The 17264-nt window shown below is 32.3% G+C and carries 13 protein-coding genes; 1 reads left to right on the forward strand and 12 read right to left on the reverse strand.

The window, feature by feature from the left end; genetic code table 11:
* Positions 1-701: 701 nt before the first annotated feature.
* Positions 702-2165 (reverse strand): TIR domain-containing protein, encoded by a 1464-nt coding sequence (locus CRO00_RS19670; protein ID WP_161946753.1) that lies wholly within the window; start codon positions 2163-2165, stop codon positions 702-704.
* A 357-nt stretch (positions 2166-2522) separates the two neighbouring features.
* Here CRO00_RS19670 and CRO00_RS19675 point away from each other — a divergent pair, with 357 nt between their 5' ends.
* Entirely contained in the window at positions 2523-3800 is a 1278-nt protein-coding gene (locus CRO00_RS19675; RefSeq protein WP_097075383.1) for a histidine--tRNA ligase, read from the forward strand.
* A gap of 319 nt (positions 3801-4119) precedes the next feature.
* On the opposite strand, the gene CRO00_RS19680 is transcribed toward CRO00_RS19675, so the two are convergent.
* The 11 genes from CRO00_RS19680 to CRO00_RS19730 all read right to left on the reverse strand — a co-directional run bounded on the left by CRO00_RS19680 (position 4120) and on the right by CRO00_RS19730 (position 16700).
* Positions 4120-7338, reverse strand: a complete 3219-nt coding sequence (locus tag CRO00_RS19680; protein ID WP_097075384.1) for a hypothetical protein — start codon at positions 7336-7338, stop codon at positions 4120-4122.
* 24 nt (positions 7339-7362) lie between these two features.
* Positions 7363-9741: a DEAD/DEAH box helicase family protein gene (locus tag CRO00_RS19685; RefSeq protein ID WP_097075385.1), complete on the reverse strand. Its 2379-nt coding sequence runs from the start codon at positions 9739-9741 to the stop codon at positions 7363-7365.
* Between the two features lie 780 nt (positions 9742-10521).
* Positions 10522-11160, reverse strand: coding sequence for a hypothetical protein (locus CRO00_RS19690; RefSeq protein WP_097075386.1), 639 nt, complete (start codon positions 11158-11160; stop codon positions 10522-10524).
* 240 nt (positions 11161-11400) lie between these two features.
* Entirely contained in the window at positions 11401-12174 is a 774-nt protein-coding gene (locus CRO00_RS19695) for a metallophosphoesterase (protein WP_097075387.1), read from the reverse strand.
* Positions 12175-12391: 217 nt separating this feature from the next.
* Positions 12392-12613: a DUF7695 domain-containing protein gene (locus CRO00_RS19700; RefSeq protein WP_097075388.1), complete on the reverse strand. Its 222-nt coding sequence runs from the start codon at positions 12611-12613 to the stop codon at positions 12392-12394.
* An 8-nt stretch (positions 12614-12621) separates the two neighbouring features.
* Positions 12622-13068: a hypothetical protein gene (locus CRO00_RS19705; protein WP_097075389.1), complete on the reverse strand. Its 447-nt coding sequence runs from the start codon at positions 13066-13068 to the stop codon at positions 12622-12624.
* A 37-nt stretch (positions 13069-13105) separates the two neighbouring features.
* On the reverse strand, positions 13106-13855 hold the full coding sequence (locus CRO00_RS19710; RefSeq protein WP_097075390.1) for a TIGR02452 family protein: 750 nt from the start codon (positions 13853-13855) through the stop codon (positions 13106-13108).
* 132 nt (positions 13856-13987) lie between these two features.
* Entirely contained in the window at positions 13988-14197 is a 210-nt protein-coding gene (locus tag CRO00_RS19715) for a hypothetical protein (RefSeq protein WP_097075391.1), read from the reverse strand.
* 56 nt (positions 14198-14253) lie between these two features.
* On the reverse strand, positions 14254-15276 hold the full coding sequence (locus CRO00_RS19720) for a metallophosphoesterase family protein (protein ID WP_237658484.1): 1023 nt from the start codon (positions 15274-15276) through the stop codon (positions 14254-14256).
* Between the two features lie 59 nt (positions 15277-15335).
* Complete coding sequence (locus CRO00_RS19725; RefSeq protein ID WP_097075392.1) at positions 15336-15794, reverse strand: hypothetical protein; 459 nt, start codon at positions 15792-15794, stop codon at positions 15336-15338.
* A gap of 96 nt (positions 15795-15890) precedes the next feature.
* On the reverse strand, positions 15891-16700 hold the full coding sequence (locus CRO00_RS19730; protein WP_097075393.1) for a hypothetical protein: 810 nt from the start codon (positions 16698-16700) through the stop codon (positions 15891-15893).
* Positions 16701-17264 lie beyond the last annotated feature (564 nt).

A 17264-nucleotide genomic window follows, 5' to 3' on the forward strand; every position in this document is an offset into this window, starting at 1 on the left:
TTTCGTGGTTCTTCTGGCCTTCTCCAGCTGTGGCGTTACTTGGGGCGGTGTTGTTACCGGTTGCGATTCGGGCGGGACTTCCGGCGCTTGGCGTTCCGAATGCCAATAAAAGAACCTTTTATTATTAAGAGTAAGTATAAAAAATTTACATAACGAGAAAAGAGACAGCTTCAATTTCCGAAGCTGTCTCTTTTCATTTATTATTCGATTTAAAAAACCTTTTGTCCAAATCGATATACCTTAATTTTTTCTATTGCACTTAAATATAACTTTCTTAACAGGACATTTTTTTCAATTCCAATTAATTCATCTTTACTATAACTATTATTATATGCCTTGCCTCTCCAAAATCAAACTTTATTTCCTTCTCCGCTAACTAAAGAATAATAGAAAGCGGAACAGGTAATGCTTCGGCTTTGCTCATTTAAATTTTTGATAACTATTTATAATAAGGACATTGTCGAAAGTTACCTTCACAATAATCCCTTGCATGATATTTATCTACCATAGGTTTCCCTTTAAGTTTGCCTACTGTTATTCTTTCTTTTGATTTGAACTTAGGACGTGAACAAGTGTGTGTTCTGAAGCCACCTATTCCCATTGAAATAAAATCCGGTTTGTGATACTGACATGTACTCATAATATCATTCTCCTTTTAAAAATATTAATTAGTAGTAGAAGTTTTGAAACTTAATATAAATTCAATCAATTACTCTGAAATCTTCTGAGATTATTAATTTAGATTTTGTATTATGGTTGGCAGAATTATTAATTTCAATAGGTTCACCATTAACATACACAAACAATGACCGATTTTCTTTGATATAGCCAGAAACTAATTTAATTCCATTGTCTTTTCGAGTAATTTTTATCTCATGATTAATATCTATTTCGTTTTTATTAATAAAGCTAGCGTGTAAAACTAGGTTTATATTCTCAAAATCAAATATATGAAATTTAAAAGTATTTAGTAACTCATTAATAATATTAAAATTACTTAATGATTTCCCATCAATATAATATTTACCATCGCCATGTATTTCTAAATCTTTTAAATTACCTTCGTATATTAAGTTTTGATTTTCATCAAAAACAGACATATTTCTGTTATATGTAAAGTCCCCTTTAATAATTTTATGTTTTAATTGAGCAACACCCTCTAAAAAAACTCCATTTCGAAATAAGCCATTTAAAATTTTATTTTCTTTGATTAATTCTCCGTAACCACTTGGTTGTGAATCTCTAACCTCGCCATAATATCTTGTTTGATTATCTGGGAATTTAATAAATGGACCTTGAAACTCATTTCCATTCCAATACCCATTAAAAACTTTATTATCTTCAAAATATTTGGTACCTTTACCATATTTCTTCCCGTTTAGAAATCCCCCCACATACCTTCCATCCTTTTCAAAAAGAACGCCTTGTCCATTATATTTAAGGCAATTGAAATCCCCTTCATATATTAATTTATCCTCTTTGAAATGTTTTCCAGATCCATAATAAGGGTGTGATAAATCAAATGTAATCTCGTAATATGTACCAGATTCAATATGGTAAATAGTTCCTTTACCAAAGGGTCTATTAAATTTTAGTAAACCTGTATATAAACATTTTTCAGCGTCAATTGTTAATTCATATTGTTCTACATTTTTTATAAAATCAAAAGGATTACATTCTTTTGATAAACTATCATACGAAAATTTAATTTTTGAGAAATAATCTTTACGAACAGATTCTAAATTTTGAATAATAGCATGATATGTACTTCTTTGTAATTCGTGTTTATAGAATTCTACATTATGATTTGTTAGGTTTTTAATAGATTCTGGTAGGGAATCCTTGTGCATATTTATTTCTTCAAAAACTTTTTCCCCAATAGCACTAATGGGCATTATTTTTAAACCACATTCAAATGCATATTCTACTTCTAATCTTGATATATCTTCGGGATTTTGGAATCTTTTAATGGAGCCTTCAGTTATTATCAATAAAAATAGTCTGCTATTAGAAATAGCATGTTTTATATTATCCCGAAACTCTCCTGTAGTATGATCGGCAATATCGAAATAAGGCAAAAAACCGTGACTTTGAATGAGTTGGACAAAAGAGCTAGCTAAATCTTTTCCTGTATCGCGCCTATATGAGATAAAAACATCATACACAATTCAACACCTCAATAAATAAAGTTTTTATAATTGTTCCATAAATAACATAAATTGTAAATAACGTTAGGCGGAAATTTATTATTCTTTAATTGCTTATAAATGGAGAATATGTATTGACATTTATTCAAATAGTCTGCTATAGTAAAATCCAATTAAGGAGGGTTCTACATGACAACCTTTATGAAAACCATTAATTCATCCAAATTCCATCATCATACATACTAGTCTTGCTATTATTCGATTGCTATACATCGTTAATAGGAAGGCTATTTTTCGTGAAATCGTATTGAAAAAGTTGGGTAACTTTTATCAGATGCGGTTTTTTTATTTTCCTAAAAATCGGAGGTATGGATGATGAAAAAGATGGATTATCAAAATGTAAGAGGTACACAAGATTATTTACCACAAGAAGAAATAGTACGTAGAAAAATTAGAAGAACACTTGAAGATACTTTTATTGAGTATGGATGTAAGCCAATTGAAACACCTATTTTAAATTATACAGATCTAATGAGTTCTAAGTATGCTGGTGGTGCTGAAATTTTACAAGAAATGTACACCTTATCAGATCGAGGTGAACGAGACTTAGCATTACGTTATGATTTAACTATTCCTTTTGCGAAAGTTGTGGCTATGAATCCTACAATAAGTATGCCTTTTAAACGCTATGAAATCGGAAAAGTATTTCGTGATGGTCCGATTAAAGCCGGACGTTTCCGTGAATTTACTCAATGTGATGTCGATATCGTAGGGGCATCTTCACAAGTTGCTGAAGCAGAGTTAATGATGATGGCCCTTCATGCTTTTAAGAAGTTAGAAATGGATGTCGTTATTCAATATAACAATCGAAAACTATTAGCTGGAATGCTTGAAGCCTTTGAAACACCTTTGGATCGAATGAACAAAGTAGTATTGGTTTTAGATAAAATTGAAAAAGTAGGCGTTAATCAAGTACTAGTTGAATTAGCAGAACTTGAATTGTCCGATCAAACAATAAAAAACATTGAAAGATTTTTAATGTCTGAAGATAATGAGCAATATACTTATTTCGAGTCGTACGCATCTGAAAATGAACAAGTAAAAGAAGGATTAGCTGAATTGATTGAATTAGATGGTTACTTAAATTACTTAGGGATACAGCTGAAATGTCTCTTTAATCCATTTTTAGCGCGTGGACTTGAAATCTACACTGGTACGATCTATGAAATCTTTTTAGAGAATCAGTTAATAAAATCAAGTATTGGTAGTGGCGGGCGCTATGATAATGCGATTGGTGGATTAATTGGCTCCACTGAAAGCTTTTCTACAGTTGGGATTTCGTTTGGTCTTGATGTTATTTATACCGCGCTGTCAATGGAAGAAAAACAATGGAACAAAAATGATATCGATATTTATATAATCCCAATAGGAACCCTAAAACAGTCACTTTATTTAGCAACAAAACTACGCAAAGATGGTTATAAGGTAGAGCTTGAAATGGGTAATAGAAAGGTAAAGAAAGCGCTGGATAAGGCGAATAAAGAAGGTTATCCGTTTGTTGTTGTTCTTGGGGAACGTGAAGTAGAAGACAACCAATATAAATTGAAGAACATGGAGACAGGTGAAGAAATCATTCATACTTTTACTTTTTAATTGCTTAATAACTTAAATTATAGTGTTCGTCTAAAAGGAAAATGACTAAAACTCTATGATTCTACTAGTTAGAATGTTACAGAAAAGTTGTCCTTTGAGCAAAGTAAACTCGTCAATTCCTGCTATGCCTAGGATTGTCCGAGATACGTTTTCCCTTTTTAATTCACTCCACAGCCCCCTCATTACATCACCAGCTTCTATAATGAGGGGGTCCCAATATTTATTGGTATTTACCTTCTTTATGCGGTATCAATCGCTATTCATCATATTCGGCTAAAATAATAAATTGTCGCCATCTCCGATGAGCTATAGGTGCTTTCTAAAATAATTGTTTATTTATAGGACTGACATAAATCCTAGAAAATTTAGGTTGACTTTGATATTCGCTAAAATGGAATTTACAATATAAATCTAAATACTGTTCTTGCTCATTGTATACTACTTTCGTTAAACCTGCTTTTAGAATGTCTATACATCCCCAACATGCTAGTCCTTTATAATCGTGCTTTTCTTGTGGTATAATGAAAATCCCAACCTGTTCCGGATGATCAATAGGTTTTGAACATCTCGGACATTGATGATTATAACTACCTCTAGCTAATAAAATTTGCTTTTTTATTTGTAGATTGTTACAAAAGTCCGAATAGTTAGCAAGATTTAGTGAAATACTTCTATACCTCGGTTTGTTGTTTTCACAATAAACCGTATTTAACTCTTCATATTGCTTAGATGAAATCGTTTGACCAATCGTCTTAATAGAAATAATGCTCTTTATAACTTCTTTTGTATCGTTTCCTATCGCATTCCCCGATGCATCTTTTATATCACCAAGTACATAATCTAATGTTTTCGTAGGGTCCAAATTTTCACTACCAAAAATATAAACGGTATCCTCTTCCGTTTTAGATAATGTCGAAGCTAATTCTTTAAACTCAGAATTCGCACCTAACATATACTTAATAACACCCTTTTTTACATATACTACTAAATGCTTCCCATTTTCTCCGATTATACCCAACTCGCCTTGGAAAATATCAGCACCTAAAAGTGGCTCTAAAATATTTAGCTTCGCTGGCTCACATAAGTTTTTACCATTATCTGCTTCAATAGTATCAATTGTGATAGGGGGAATACTTAAGCATTGTTTTGTTCTTGCTAATAGCCACGTAAGAAGTTGCTCCAATTGTTTAATTGTAATTTTTTTGAAATGTGCTTCGACTTTTACTAACTTCTCACTATAACTTTTACTATTAACAGCTTGATTTATACGATCCGCAACATCTTGGTATAAAAACAGTTGTGTAAGTTCGTTCGCTTTTAAATTCTTTAAAAAATTCATTCCTATTACAGTTGTTGAATGTATTTCATTATGTGTGAATTGTTTATTATCGACGGTAAAATTTCTTAAAATAGATTTACATAATACTAAATGATTATCTATGCACGAAAAATGATTCCAAAGTTGATTGTCAGCGGAAGAATCTGTATTTAAAGCATCAATTAAACAAGCTAAAAACTCTGGTTCTATAAACCCTGAATTTTTAACATGCGTTACACAACGATACCTCCCTTCCCATTTTCTTAAAGATGGCCCATAAGGCGAATAATATATTACATCTGTAGTGAGATTGCGATGCAACACATTTTTTAAATCAGCAAATTGTTTATCATAATTTTCTATTAGAAGTTCGCCAAAACGGTTTTTAGGCGTTACGTTTTGCTGCATAAACAAATAATCAACCAATTGCAATTGATTATGTTTAATCATTCCATGTTTCGTAAAACTCGGGTGAATTGTATATCTACCTAATAGTTTTTGTAAATAATCCTCCATTTCTTTGCCGTAAATTCTAACCCCTTCATCTAGCCAATTGGCAATCGATTCGGCATCCATGTCGCCATTCGGATTGATACGATATTTTATAAGGCTCGCTACATTAGGGTAATAGTTTAACATTTGACGAACCCATTCATTCGACTCATTTTCTGATTCTTTTACGTTTCCTAATGCATCATATAACCGCCTAACATATGGATTGACATGATTACTATTCAGCAATTCCTGCAAGGTCAGCACTTCATTTTTCTCAATTACTTGTTCATAGCACTGTATTAATTTCTTCTTTGTACCTTCTTTTTCGAAAGGACGGTACTCCTGCTTATACAATTCGTTATTCGTTTCTTGGACGATATAGTATTGAAGCTTACTTGTACTTCTTAATTTCAATAATTCTTTATTACTCTCTTTAGCCTCAACGCATTTATAAAAAATATTTTTTTGATTGAATTGTTCTTTTTCTAATTCTAAAATAGAGACATCTTGATATTCCCCTAAACATTTATGGAAAAATTCACTAGCGATCTCGTTATAAAAGGAGCTGCTTTTTTGTCCTTCTGCGATATTTAAAAGTAAATCTGCTAATTGCTCTCTTATTTTATTTATTCTTTTCTCAATTTCCTCTACGTTTTCACCCAAATCGGAACGAGAAGGATTTGTATAAGGAGTGTGTATATACAAACCTACATTTCGAATGTCGTGATTCTTAATATTTTTCAAATAGAACATGCTATATAATCTATTTTCATTATTTGTTTCGTCAAACCCAAATACCATCTTTTCTTTATAAAATAGCGTAACAACTTTTTCATAAAGTGCGGGCATATCTTTGTAAATAATGCTGACTTTTTTTTTCTTCACTTTCGCTTTATCTATATCTTGCGAGGTCATTATTTCACATTGTAATAAAAGTTTATTATTAAAGCGGATTTTATTAATATGTGAATCAAGCTGTATATCTGTAAATAAAAGCGAATGAACGTCAAACAGTAGTTTGGAGTAAGAAGAGCTTGTAAATAATTCGACTAAACATTCAGATTTTTCTTCGTAATCATCCTCTAAAAGCTGTGCTAATCTCGCTAACTTTTTAATATTAAACACGGTTTCCTTCTGAACATTAAAGGTAAATTCAAGTATAGTATGTTCTCCATCCCACTCGTTATTTATCCAAAAAGTTTGCTGTAAATTATCCAAATCGTTTAGATTAGAAAATTCAAATATCATATTACTTGTTATTTTAAAAGTATCTACAAATGAAAATAACGCTTTAATTCCAATGCCAAATTTTCCAGTATGCTCTTCGCCTTTTCCACTCATACCATTTTTACAGAAACCGTATATATCTTGGATTTTAAAACCTCTATCTTTGTAAACACATTTAACGCTTATGGTATCATCAGATTTACTAATTGCAATTTCTATTTGATCGCCTACATGTAAATCATTCGCATTTTGAATGATTTCATTAAAATACCCTTCATTATAATGCTGTGTTTGTAAAAATCCCTTCTCACCTGCTGAACGACATATAATTTCCCGTAATGTAGCTGCGTTTCCTTTTATAAATTCATCAAGCCACTCTGGTTTTTCTGCTAGAGACACTGAAGAGCGTGTTAAATAATCATTCGCTTTTTTTATTTCAATATTACTTTTTATTTTTTCTATATTCCCTCTAGCTAATAAATCATTAATCGTATTCATCATAGGTTCCTCCTACTATTCCTATTAAGATAGGACCGAATTCACGTTACGCAATCTAAAAGACTGAACCTCATCTTTCATTAGCTGTCCACCCTTTTTATAAAAGATCCCGTCACCATTTAGAGCATTTGGATTTATACTTTGTAAATTAGTTATTAATGCTGTGAAATCTGCTAGCCAATCTTTTTCTTCGTTTTCTGAAAATAAGTCCGTTGAATCTGAGCCGTTTTTGGGATCCTCTGACTCTTCCGATATTTCTTTTAACTCCCTCTCTTCAGGGGATACGTCTTGAAGAACAAACAACTCTTCACTTAAAGACGTATTCGAAAGTATTTGGGAAATATTTTGGGCAATCTGTTTAATTCTTTTGTATTCCTTTACTGTAGCCAAATACCCCTGTCTTTGTTCAATAAGTTTTTGCAGTAGATCTACAGATTTAAGCACATCTTCACTTGAAATGCTTTCTCTTTCTACAAGTAGCTCTTCCCATCCCTCGAATAGTGGATCCTCTAATAGCTTTAAAATAGTTTCTTTACAATTTTTAATAGCTGTATTCAAATCTTTCATTCTAGTAGAATCTTGGAATAAGGACTCTTTCTTTATGTTTTGAAGAGCTTCGACAAGATGTTCCACAACTTGCTCGATTACTTGCGGATAAAAAAGAACAGTATTTCTTATCGGAAGGTACTTACATGTTTTGTCGATTTTACTCACACAATAGTAAAGCATCGCATTATGATTAAAAAAATCCTTTTTTTCACATGCATTTAATAAAAAAATCATATCTTTTTCATCAGATGTACGTGTATCCATTCGGTCAACCCGACCATATCTTTGTTCCAGTTGAATACTAGTAAATGGTAACTCGTAATGGATAACACCATCAAAATGGCCTAAATTCAACCCAGTACCACCTGTTTGTCCTGTTGTAATTAAAATCGTTTGTTTACCCTCTTGTATTTGTTGATTTAGCTGCGGTATTAATGTCCCTGCCTCACATGTACCTTCATCAAAAATCTCTTTATCTGCATATTTTTTCGCTACAACCAAATTACCATCTGCTTGTTTTAACGAATCATATAAATAATCAATGACCTCTGTATGCTCACAAAAAACGATATACGATTTTCGATTCTTGTTCATACCCTGGTAATCATTTGGTAAATACCCCTCTTCTTCCACCGTTAAATTAAGCCCTAAAATATATTTAAGCATTATCATTTTACCATTTAGTTTATTTATGATATTTTTTTGTTGTAGCTCATTGTATTTTGAAATTAAATAATCATCATCTTGTGCATAATGTAAGCCCACTAATGTCCCCTTCTGTTGCTCTATCTCTCTATAATACGTATACCAATCTTCATGTCGTCTACACAAATAAAACGATATATTTCGTTTACAAGGGGTTTGTTTAAAATCTTCTCTAAAACGATTAACAAATATACTTTTTTCATTAGGGTTTCGCATATTTATAGGGTCAATTTCTTTATCAGAATAATCTTCTTCCGTAATCCCTTCCATCTGCTTTTTATATGTACTTAAATTAACCTCTTTTTTATTGGACGCTAGAACGATTGGAGTCGCTGTTAATAGCATCACCTTGTCCGCTCGGATACTATCATAATTGTTATTACATAAATGACATTCGTCGATTATAGCTAAATCCCAAGGTTCTTCATTCTTAGTCCACATATGCATAGTCGTCTTATTTTTTATATCAATACTATCAATAATAAATATGCAATGTTCTTTCTCCTTAAAGTAAATCGATTTTAAATCCTCTTTATATTGTCCCTCTAAATCCCCTCGACTTACTATATGACTATACCTTCCTAACTGTCTGATAATATCATGCTGCCATTTTTCCTTTAAAGGCGAAGGTGCAACAATTAAAATACGTGCTGATCGCTCTTTTTTATCATCTATTGTATTCGCAATGGCATACATTGCTGCTACAGATTTTCCTGATCCTACCTCATCTAAAACAAGGGAAGCCTTATTCTCTTCTATTTGCTTAGAAGGTAAATCCTGCCCCTTTACGTAATCCACCCCTAACAAGGGCTGCATCTCAAAAAAAATATCAAAAACACTTTTGCCTTCTCGAACTATTTCATCATAGGTAAATTTATTGTCTCTCGTTTCGTCTATTAACTTACCTATCCATTCTGTTAACTTAATAGGCGATTCTGAACGTTTATCGAATTGTTCAAAATAATCAAGATTCCATTTTATAATTTCTTCTAAACTAACTTTATTAATCTCAAATTTTTCGAAATCCCGCAATTCAAATCTATTTCTCTTTATAACGTCTGCAGCATACCAGAATCTTCTGTAAAGAATTGCGTAGAAAAGCTTTGTTTTTTCATCCATACAAAGATTTCCATCAAATAATCTATTCAATTGAACACGTCCTTTCTATAAAACATATAATTAATTTGGATATAGGAATGACCATTGTAAATCACCATCAGCTGAGCCAATAAAATTTTGATTATTCGTTCACTAATACTGGAGAAACTTATCGTAAATAAGATTTATGTTTCATGATAAAACTTTTTAAATCATAACTCCCCGTACCATGTGGCATTAAACGATTAGATTATTCAAATAATTTAATAGTAAAGATATATAGCAAATATGCTTATTTTATGTTTTACAGTTATCGATTTACTTTATTTTCAGCTTTAGAAATTATATACCTTTATGATACGGCTTGATTGATTGATTAGTTAAATACACTTTCGACACACCTACTCCATTAATAAAAAAATACAAGCTAACAGCCTATTAAAAGCTCAATCTCAGCTTGTATTTGAATATGAATATTAACTTTGCACGACACATTCAGCCTAGAGGGTTATAATCGGTCCTGTAACGTTAATACCTTAACCTTTGAGCTAGGATTTGAAAGAGCTTTATCATTTAATCTTTGAACTTTGAGCAATTAAAAACTTTAAATCGTGAACTTTGACCTTTGATGTTTAAAGTTTGAACTTTTACATCTCGGAAAAATTATATGCTCGTTAGCATTTCTTGTATTTTACCCATTGGTAAATTCTATTAGTGCAGCTGTTTATTAATTCAGATCGGGACAGCTGCAGCACCGAACAACGTTACGTTTATTATTTTCGAAAGGCCATGCAATGATTTTTCATCTAAGAGCGTTGTCAAAATTGCCCATTAAACTTCAACTTCAATAAATGTTGTTGCATTGGACTCACTTAAAACTGCATCGACTTCATTCTTAAATTCATTGATGTAAGATTCTAATTTCTCGACAATTTGCACTGTATTGAATGGCTCAACTAATTCATATTCATTACGATTCATAAAAGTTTTTGTATGCATTTCGACTTCTTCTTTGTTGGTTTGTTTCTCTTTACCTCCTAAAATATTTACAAGGTATGTTTCTAATTTTTCTGGAAGCTTATCATTCTCAGAAGCAACTTTGGCAACAGCAAGTCGATACTGATTTTGAATTGTATGAAACAACCCTTCTTCATAATGAACAGAATCTTTACGCTCAATTGCTTGAGCTACTGACATTTCTTCTCCCGCAACCGTTACGATCGTTTTAGCGTTCGACTGTACAACCGCAGTTTTTAATCGATTTCGATAATTAATTAAACCGATGACTTTATCGTAGGAAGCTTGCATCTGCTTTTTATATTCTTCGACTTCCACTCCACCAATTTTTTCATTTGATTTGCGGTTTGGTACGATAACATTGACTTCACTAGTTGCCTTATGAATACGATCTTTTAAATTTTTTAATTCTGTCAAAGCACGGTGGATCGTCATTCTTTTCACTTCAGCCATTTCAATACCTCCGATATATTCTTAATGGGTATCACCTAAATTAGCTTTTTCATATTACAAGCTGATTGTTTTTCACGAAAAGATTTAAAAAAAATACAATAATGATGAATCAATTCTTTTTTCATATTAATTTCATTCTAACTTCCATAAATACACATTTCAACAGAATATACCAAAATTTTACTGTTAATTAGAATTGTACTTACTATTACAGACTCTCACGAAGAATAGTTGATATTTTCATATTTTAATTATCTGAAACATTGGCCACTCTTGCCATTTTCTTTCAGGATAACCAAATGCATTCGTATAAACTGTTGTATTCGTTCCTTCAACCTGATAAACGCCGACATCATGACAATGCCCAGCTATCCAGATTGGTGCTTTTAAACTCGGGAACTCAGTTAAATACCCCAACGTATTCCCGTATGTCTCATGGCCTTTAAACCGAATGGGTGGCACATGCGTAATAATGATATCTGCTCGATCTAATTGATCATAATCTTGTTGACATTTATCGTACGCCTCCATAATGTTAAAACCCTTGATTAATCTAGAGTCGTTCGATAGCCCATAGAAGAAATCTCTTTCTACATTCGTTTTAATAGAGTACCAGGCAGTGTCACCTGCAAAAATCTTATCGCCATATACAACAGGTTTAAATTCTTCTAACAGTTTTATATTTTTGTAGCTACTAATAAAATCCTGTAACTCTTTTATACGATTAGGTGAGCTGAACATATATTTCTTTGACTGGCTCCCAGAATCTAAATAATAGTCATGATTTCCTAATACAATGAAGATTTGCTCATAGTACTGTTGCCACACATCGAGCAACCACATGCTCTGTCTATTTAAGTTTGATAAATCACCTGCAACTACTAGTACTTCTCCGGCGCTTTCTGGTCTTACTGTCTCCGCAAAAAGTCGTGTATTCTTCTCCCACTTCATTTGATTGTTTTTAAATGGAATCCAAAAATCAGCGTGAATATCTGAAGAGTAATGTATTATCATAGAGTCACCTTCATTTACATTTTTCAAATTCCTCTCGCTATAAATACCATTTTAAGTATGTACAAAAATGCTCGTTTAACCGTGTTTCAAACTTTAAAGGCTGCTCAAAGAAGAGGATTTATTGTTTCTGATATTAAAAGCTTTCATTATCCAATTACTCAAAATAAGTATTCTCGTAAGTAGTTAGAATAAATGTTCAGCGAGATACCTTACTGTTTCAACCGTCAGTTTCTTCATAAATTGAATAGCTAAAATCAATATAATCTTCAATTTCTACCTTTTCTCTTGATTTATCTTCTCCCCAACCAAAACGCTGATAGTTTGTTCCCCCGTCAATAAAGATGGCTCCACATTTGCATGACTGAAAATCATGTCGATGTTTTGATTCGATAATGTCGTTGCATTTTTTACACCGAACTTTATTTACGATTAATTTCATTATAAAACTCACTCCATTGTTATAGGTGCTTTAGAATCATCAAGATTTCTATGTTCAAGTAGTCCCTCAATCAATTCTTTAATATCCTCATCTTCTCGTCTCGCTTTTTTTCTCACGTTAATCAGCTTAAAAATTTCAGATTCTCCAATTGTAAGCAGTGGACCGTTATGATAACTAAATGTCACGTAAGCCTCTCCGTTGTTAATATCGATATCATTAACACTGAATAATTCGGCAACCACTGAGTCATCATTCAGCGAAAATTCAGAATTCCCATCTATCCACCAATAATCATTCGAAAATTGAACTACAAACTTTTGTTTCTTTTTTACACGAATACGTTCACCGTTTACGAAGATATCTATTGCAATCAAATCTTTCGTTAATAGACCTTCTCCGAAATTGAGTGACGGATTCGTTTTTTCTTTATATTCGGGGTTACGATTTCCAATCATATTAAATCCCTTTCTTAACGTTATCCTCGCTTCAGTCTTATTTAAAAATATTAAACAGCCGATCGTCCTTATATATTGAAAAGATTATTTTTTTAAATTTCCCGTTATAGCGTTTATTCTTGACGGTTTGCATGAACAGCTGCTTGATTTCATAAGGATTGTTTCCAAAGACACCGCATCCAAAAGCACCTAGTATTAACGTTTCTGCTTGCTCCCGAACTGCAACTTCTAAGATGTTTTCAATTCTTTTTTTCATTTCAGCAGTTGTTTGTTTCAGCAATTCTTTTTCATTGTTTCGTTTAAGTGCTGTCACATTCACCGCACAGCTGGTAATGACATCAAATTCCTTCTCCTGTAGATCTTCCCCATTAGAATCCTTAATGAGTGATACGTTTTTACTAAATATGATGTCACTATCATATAGAGCATTTTTTAAATGTTTCGGATTTTTATAAAACTCATCTATCTCTTTTATAAATAAATATAAATCTGAAGCGCGACAAATTGACTCTTCTTGAGCGCTGGCTCCATTTAAAAAACCACCACCTGGGTTTTTTGCACTAGCAAAATTCAATACTATTGGATGTTCTTCTTTCATAACCGTTTGAACAACATCCTCTTTTCGAACTTCTATCTTCGTTTGAAACGCTTGATTGAACATTATGGGTTCTTCCTTTATTGCTTCAAGTTTCTCTGAAGAATAATAATCACTGTTTCTTTGTTTTTGCATTACCTTGATTTTATTTAAAGTGTCTTGTGCTATTTTTTTATTTTTCTCTTTACTCAATATTGATCACTCTTTCTTTTTCACTTTTAGATTTAACAAAAATTGATATACACCTCCTCCAACAAATAATTGAATATTCAGATTTTAAAATCTATAAATCTTCAACGATAAATTGAAATATCCTACTATTATTCAATCTTTCTGCGGAGAAACTAGAATGCTCAGACCACGTTCCGGTCCAAAATCCCACATTTTCACCCACGGATAAGTACCTTCAGGCAAAACAAATACTCTTGATTCTAAGTGTTCAATGATTGACATATCACACTCAGTCCCATGTACTCTTGTAGCAGGATGAATTTTTACTTCTCTTCCAGTGTCGTTAAAATAAACAAATTTCATTGAAAGCACCACCAATCTTCTTATAGTGTTATTAATTTCGAAGCAAAAATAGATGATTACTTTTCATCTCCAAATAGCAATTTCTCTATATCCTCAACTGACCATTCTTTACCAGAATCATTTAGTTCGTGCATTAATAAAGATCTCTCTTCTTCAGTTAAAATCTCTGAAAAAGTGTTATAAATAATACTATAGAACTCTTTTCTTGGAACTATTTTTCCTTCCAGAAGATACCTCCATTGACGTTCATGAAATCCAAAATATTTACCCATTTCTTGATCAGTTCGGTTATATTTTTGCTGAATATTTTGTAGTATACTTATAAAAGTTGGTTTGGCATTTAACTCTAGCAGCAGTTTTAATTTCTCTTTTCTCTCAGCACCACCGTTATCCACTACAAATTGCTGTAGTATTTCACCTTCCACACTAATCAATAATGCATTGAGTTGACCACCGTAAGCACATGCCCCATCAATACCAATGTATGTATGACAAGGACTGACCCATATATCATCAACTCCATGAATGAGGTAGGTCGGTGTATGTCCAAAAATATTAATGAGATTTGTTTTATTTTGGTACTGATAATGGTCACGAATCCATATATATTCTCCAGGCGAAGTATCTTGCCAGTTGTACAAATTTGATTCAAAGCCTGCATGTGTAAGTAAAAGATTGCCAACCTGATAATAAGAAAGACCACTTTTGATAAACTCAATTTCTTGTGCATACTCTATTTTCAATGTATCCATGTGTTTACTGAGTTCTTTTACCTCGAAATCATTAATGAAAGATTTTAACGTTGCCAACCCACCATTCCTAAAGTAAATACCGTATTCTAACGTTGGATTTTCTATAAACTTCAAGAACAGGTCCTCATGATTACCTTTGAGATTAATGACTTGATTGCCATACTGTTTTTGCAGATCCATGACCTTTCTAACAACCTCATAAGATTGTTTTCCACGATCAATTAAATCTCCTAAGATAACCAAGATACTTTTCTTATCCCAATAAGATAAAATTTCTTCAAACTGCTTGTACATCCCATGTATATCACTTACGACAAAAAAGTTCATATTTCCCCTCCTTCCTAATTACCATATATTTTTCACCTGTCGAAAAAACTAATAAATAGTTATGTTGTCTCACGATACTGCATATTCCACAAATACAACAGTAAATACCAAGAAGGCGAACCGAATCGCTTTTTATCTGTCTTTTGAATTTCATCTAAAGCAACCTCGACATAAAATCGCAAATGTAAAAATAAGTCTACAATTGGCTTTGCTTTTGTATACCACATTGAATTGTATGCTGTTTCAAAAGTCTGATTTGTCCCATTTCTAATCATTTCTCTCAATATAGGATGAAATGGTTCTTTTGATACTTGTTCTAAAAGTTCGGGAACATCTTGTGACCATTTTTGAATGTTGTACACTTTAAAACTCTGATCATATAGACGATACACAGCTTCCTTTCCAATCCATACATCACTACTTTGCTTATATAATGATTGCAGTTCTTCTTGATGAGCTTGTAAAAATTTTAGTAAGTGCCTCTCGAACTCTACTATTTCATGTAAATAATCAGACATGATTGATGATTCACAACCTCCCTAAATATCATATAGACCATGTTAAGATACTCCGATAACTCGGCAACATCCTTGACTACATATAGCTGAGTATTTTTAAAATAATTTATTCAGATTTAAATACTCACTTCTAAAATGTAAAAAAGCTTCTTCGTCAAGTTCATGATATTCAGTCGTTTTAATTAGCTTTTGGATTTCATCAACAATAATTTCTATCACTTCTCCATCTACAAGATCAACCTCATCCGCACTGAATCCCTCATTTTGAAGATGCTCAATCAATATTTCTTCGAGATCAATCCCTATTTCTTCAATCAGATTCTCCTTGAATCTTTGGGCTGGTCCAATATCGACCATATAGTCTTCTTCTCCATCAAAATACAGATCGATAATTTCTGCAGCGATTGTTGATTTTTTCTTTAACAATTCAGAATTCGTAGCCAACCTATTTTCTTGTTCAACTTGCTTTACTTTTAACTTTGAGATATGCTTATATTCTTCTAATTTCTTTATTTTTACATCCAATAAATCAGCTTGTATGCGAGATTCCACATCTTTTTTCCCAGTATAATATTTCCTTGTTTCTTCTAAACCATTGATTGCTTCATCTAATTGTTCGTTTGGAAACAATCCAACTAATGAATCGAAATTTATTTTCCCGCAATGTAACAACACCATTAATAACAGCTGCGGGGATAGTTCATATTGAACTCGGTCGCCTAATACTTCTAATAAATTCGATAAATCGTCATCTACGGTTTTGAGTTTCGAGATAAGTTCTGAGTTAAGCTTTCTCTGTCCTTTTACTACTTGGGTAATATAAGGGCGAGTATAATGAATTTTTGTTGCAATGAATTGATAAGAGATGTCCTTCTCTAAAAGAAATTTTTCTAAAACTGTTACCATTTTCAACAATCCTTTCTTATATTAAATTCACTATTATTAGCGTCGCACCGACTTTTCTAATAATTATGAACAACTATACACCAACATACGAAACACTTAAACAAAAAATATAGTTACAATAAGAAATGCTACTATGTAAACAAAGCGGGATACTCTGAATGAACAGTGCAAGAAATCCGATATCGATACCAAATACTAATAACGAAATGTGAGTTCTACCAAAGAAGACTCCCCACTTGTGTTAAAGACTGATTCGGATTATTAATCTCCAATTTCTTGCGTTTCAGAGTTTTACCTTTACTTAAATATTTCCTATTAAAACGAGAATCCTTATCTGCTAAAATGTTTATACAATCATCCACCAAGTAAAAAATGTATTGAATAAACACCTAAGCACACACCCATTAGACATTTGCCTCATATTCTAAGCGTAAAAGAAATGAGGGAGAACATGGGTGCTTTAGGTGTGGATTTGTCGGCGCTGCATTGGATTTATGTTGTGTTTATTGTGTTAATTATCGGGTTTATGGTCAAACGCCGCGATACTACGTTGATCTGTATCAT

Origin of the sequence: Ureibacillus xyleni (assembly GCF_900217795.1) — a bacterium.
Lineage (GTDB): Bacteria > Bacillota > Bacilli > Bacillales_A > Planococcaceae > Ureibacillus > Ureibacillus xyleni.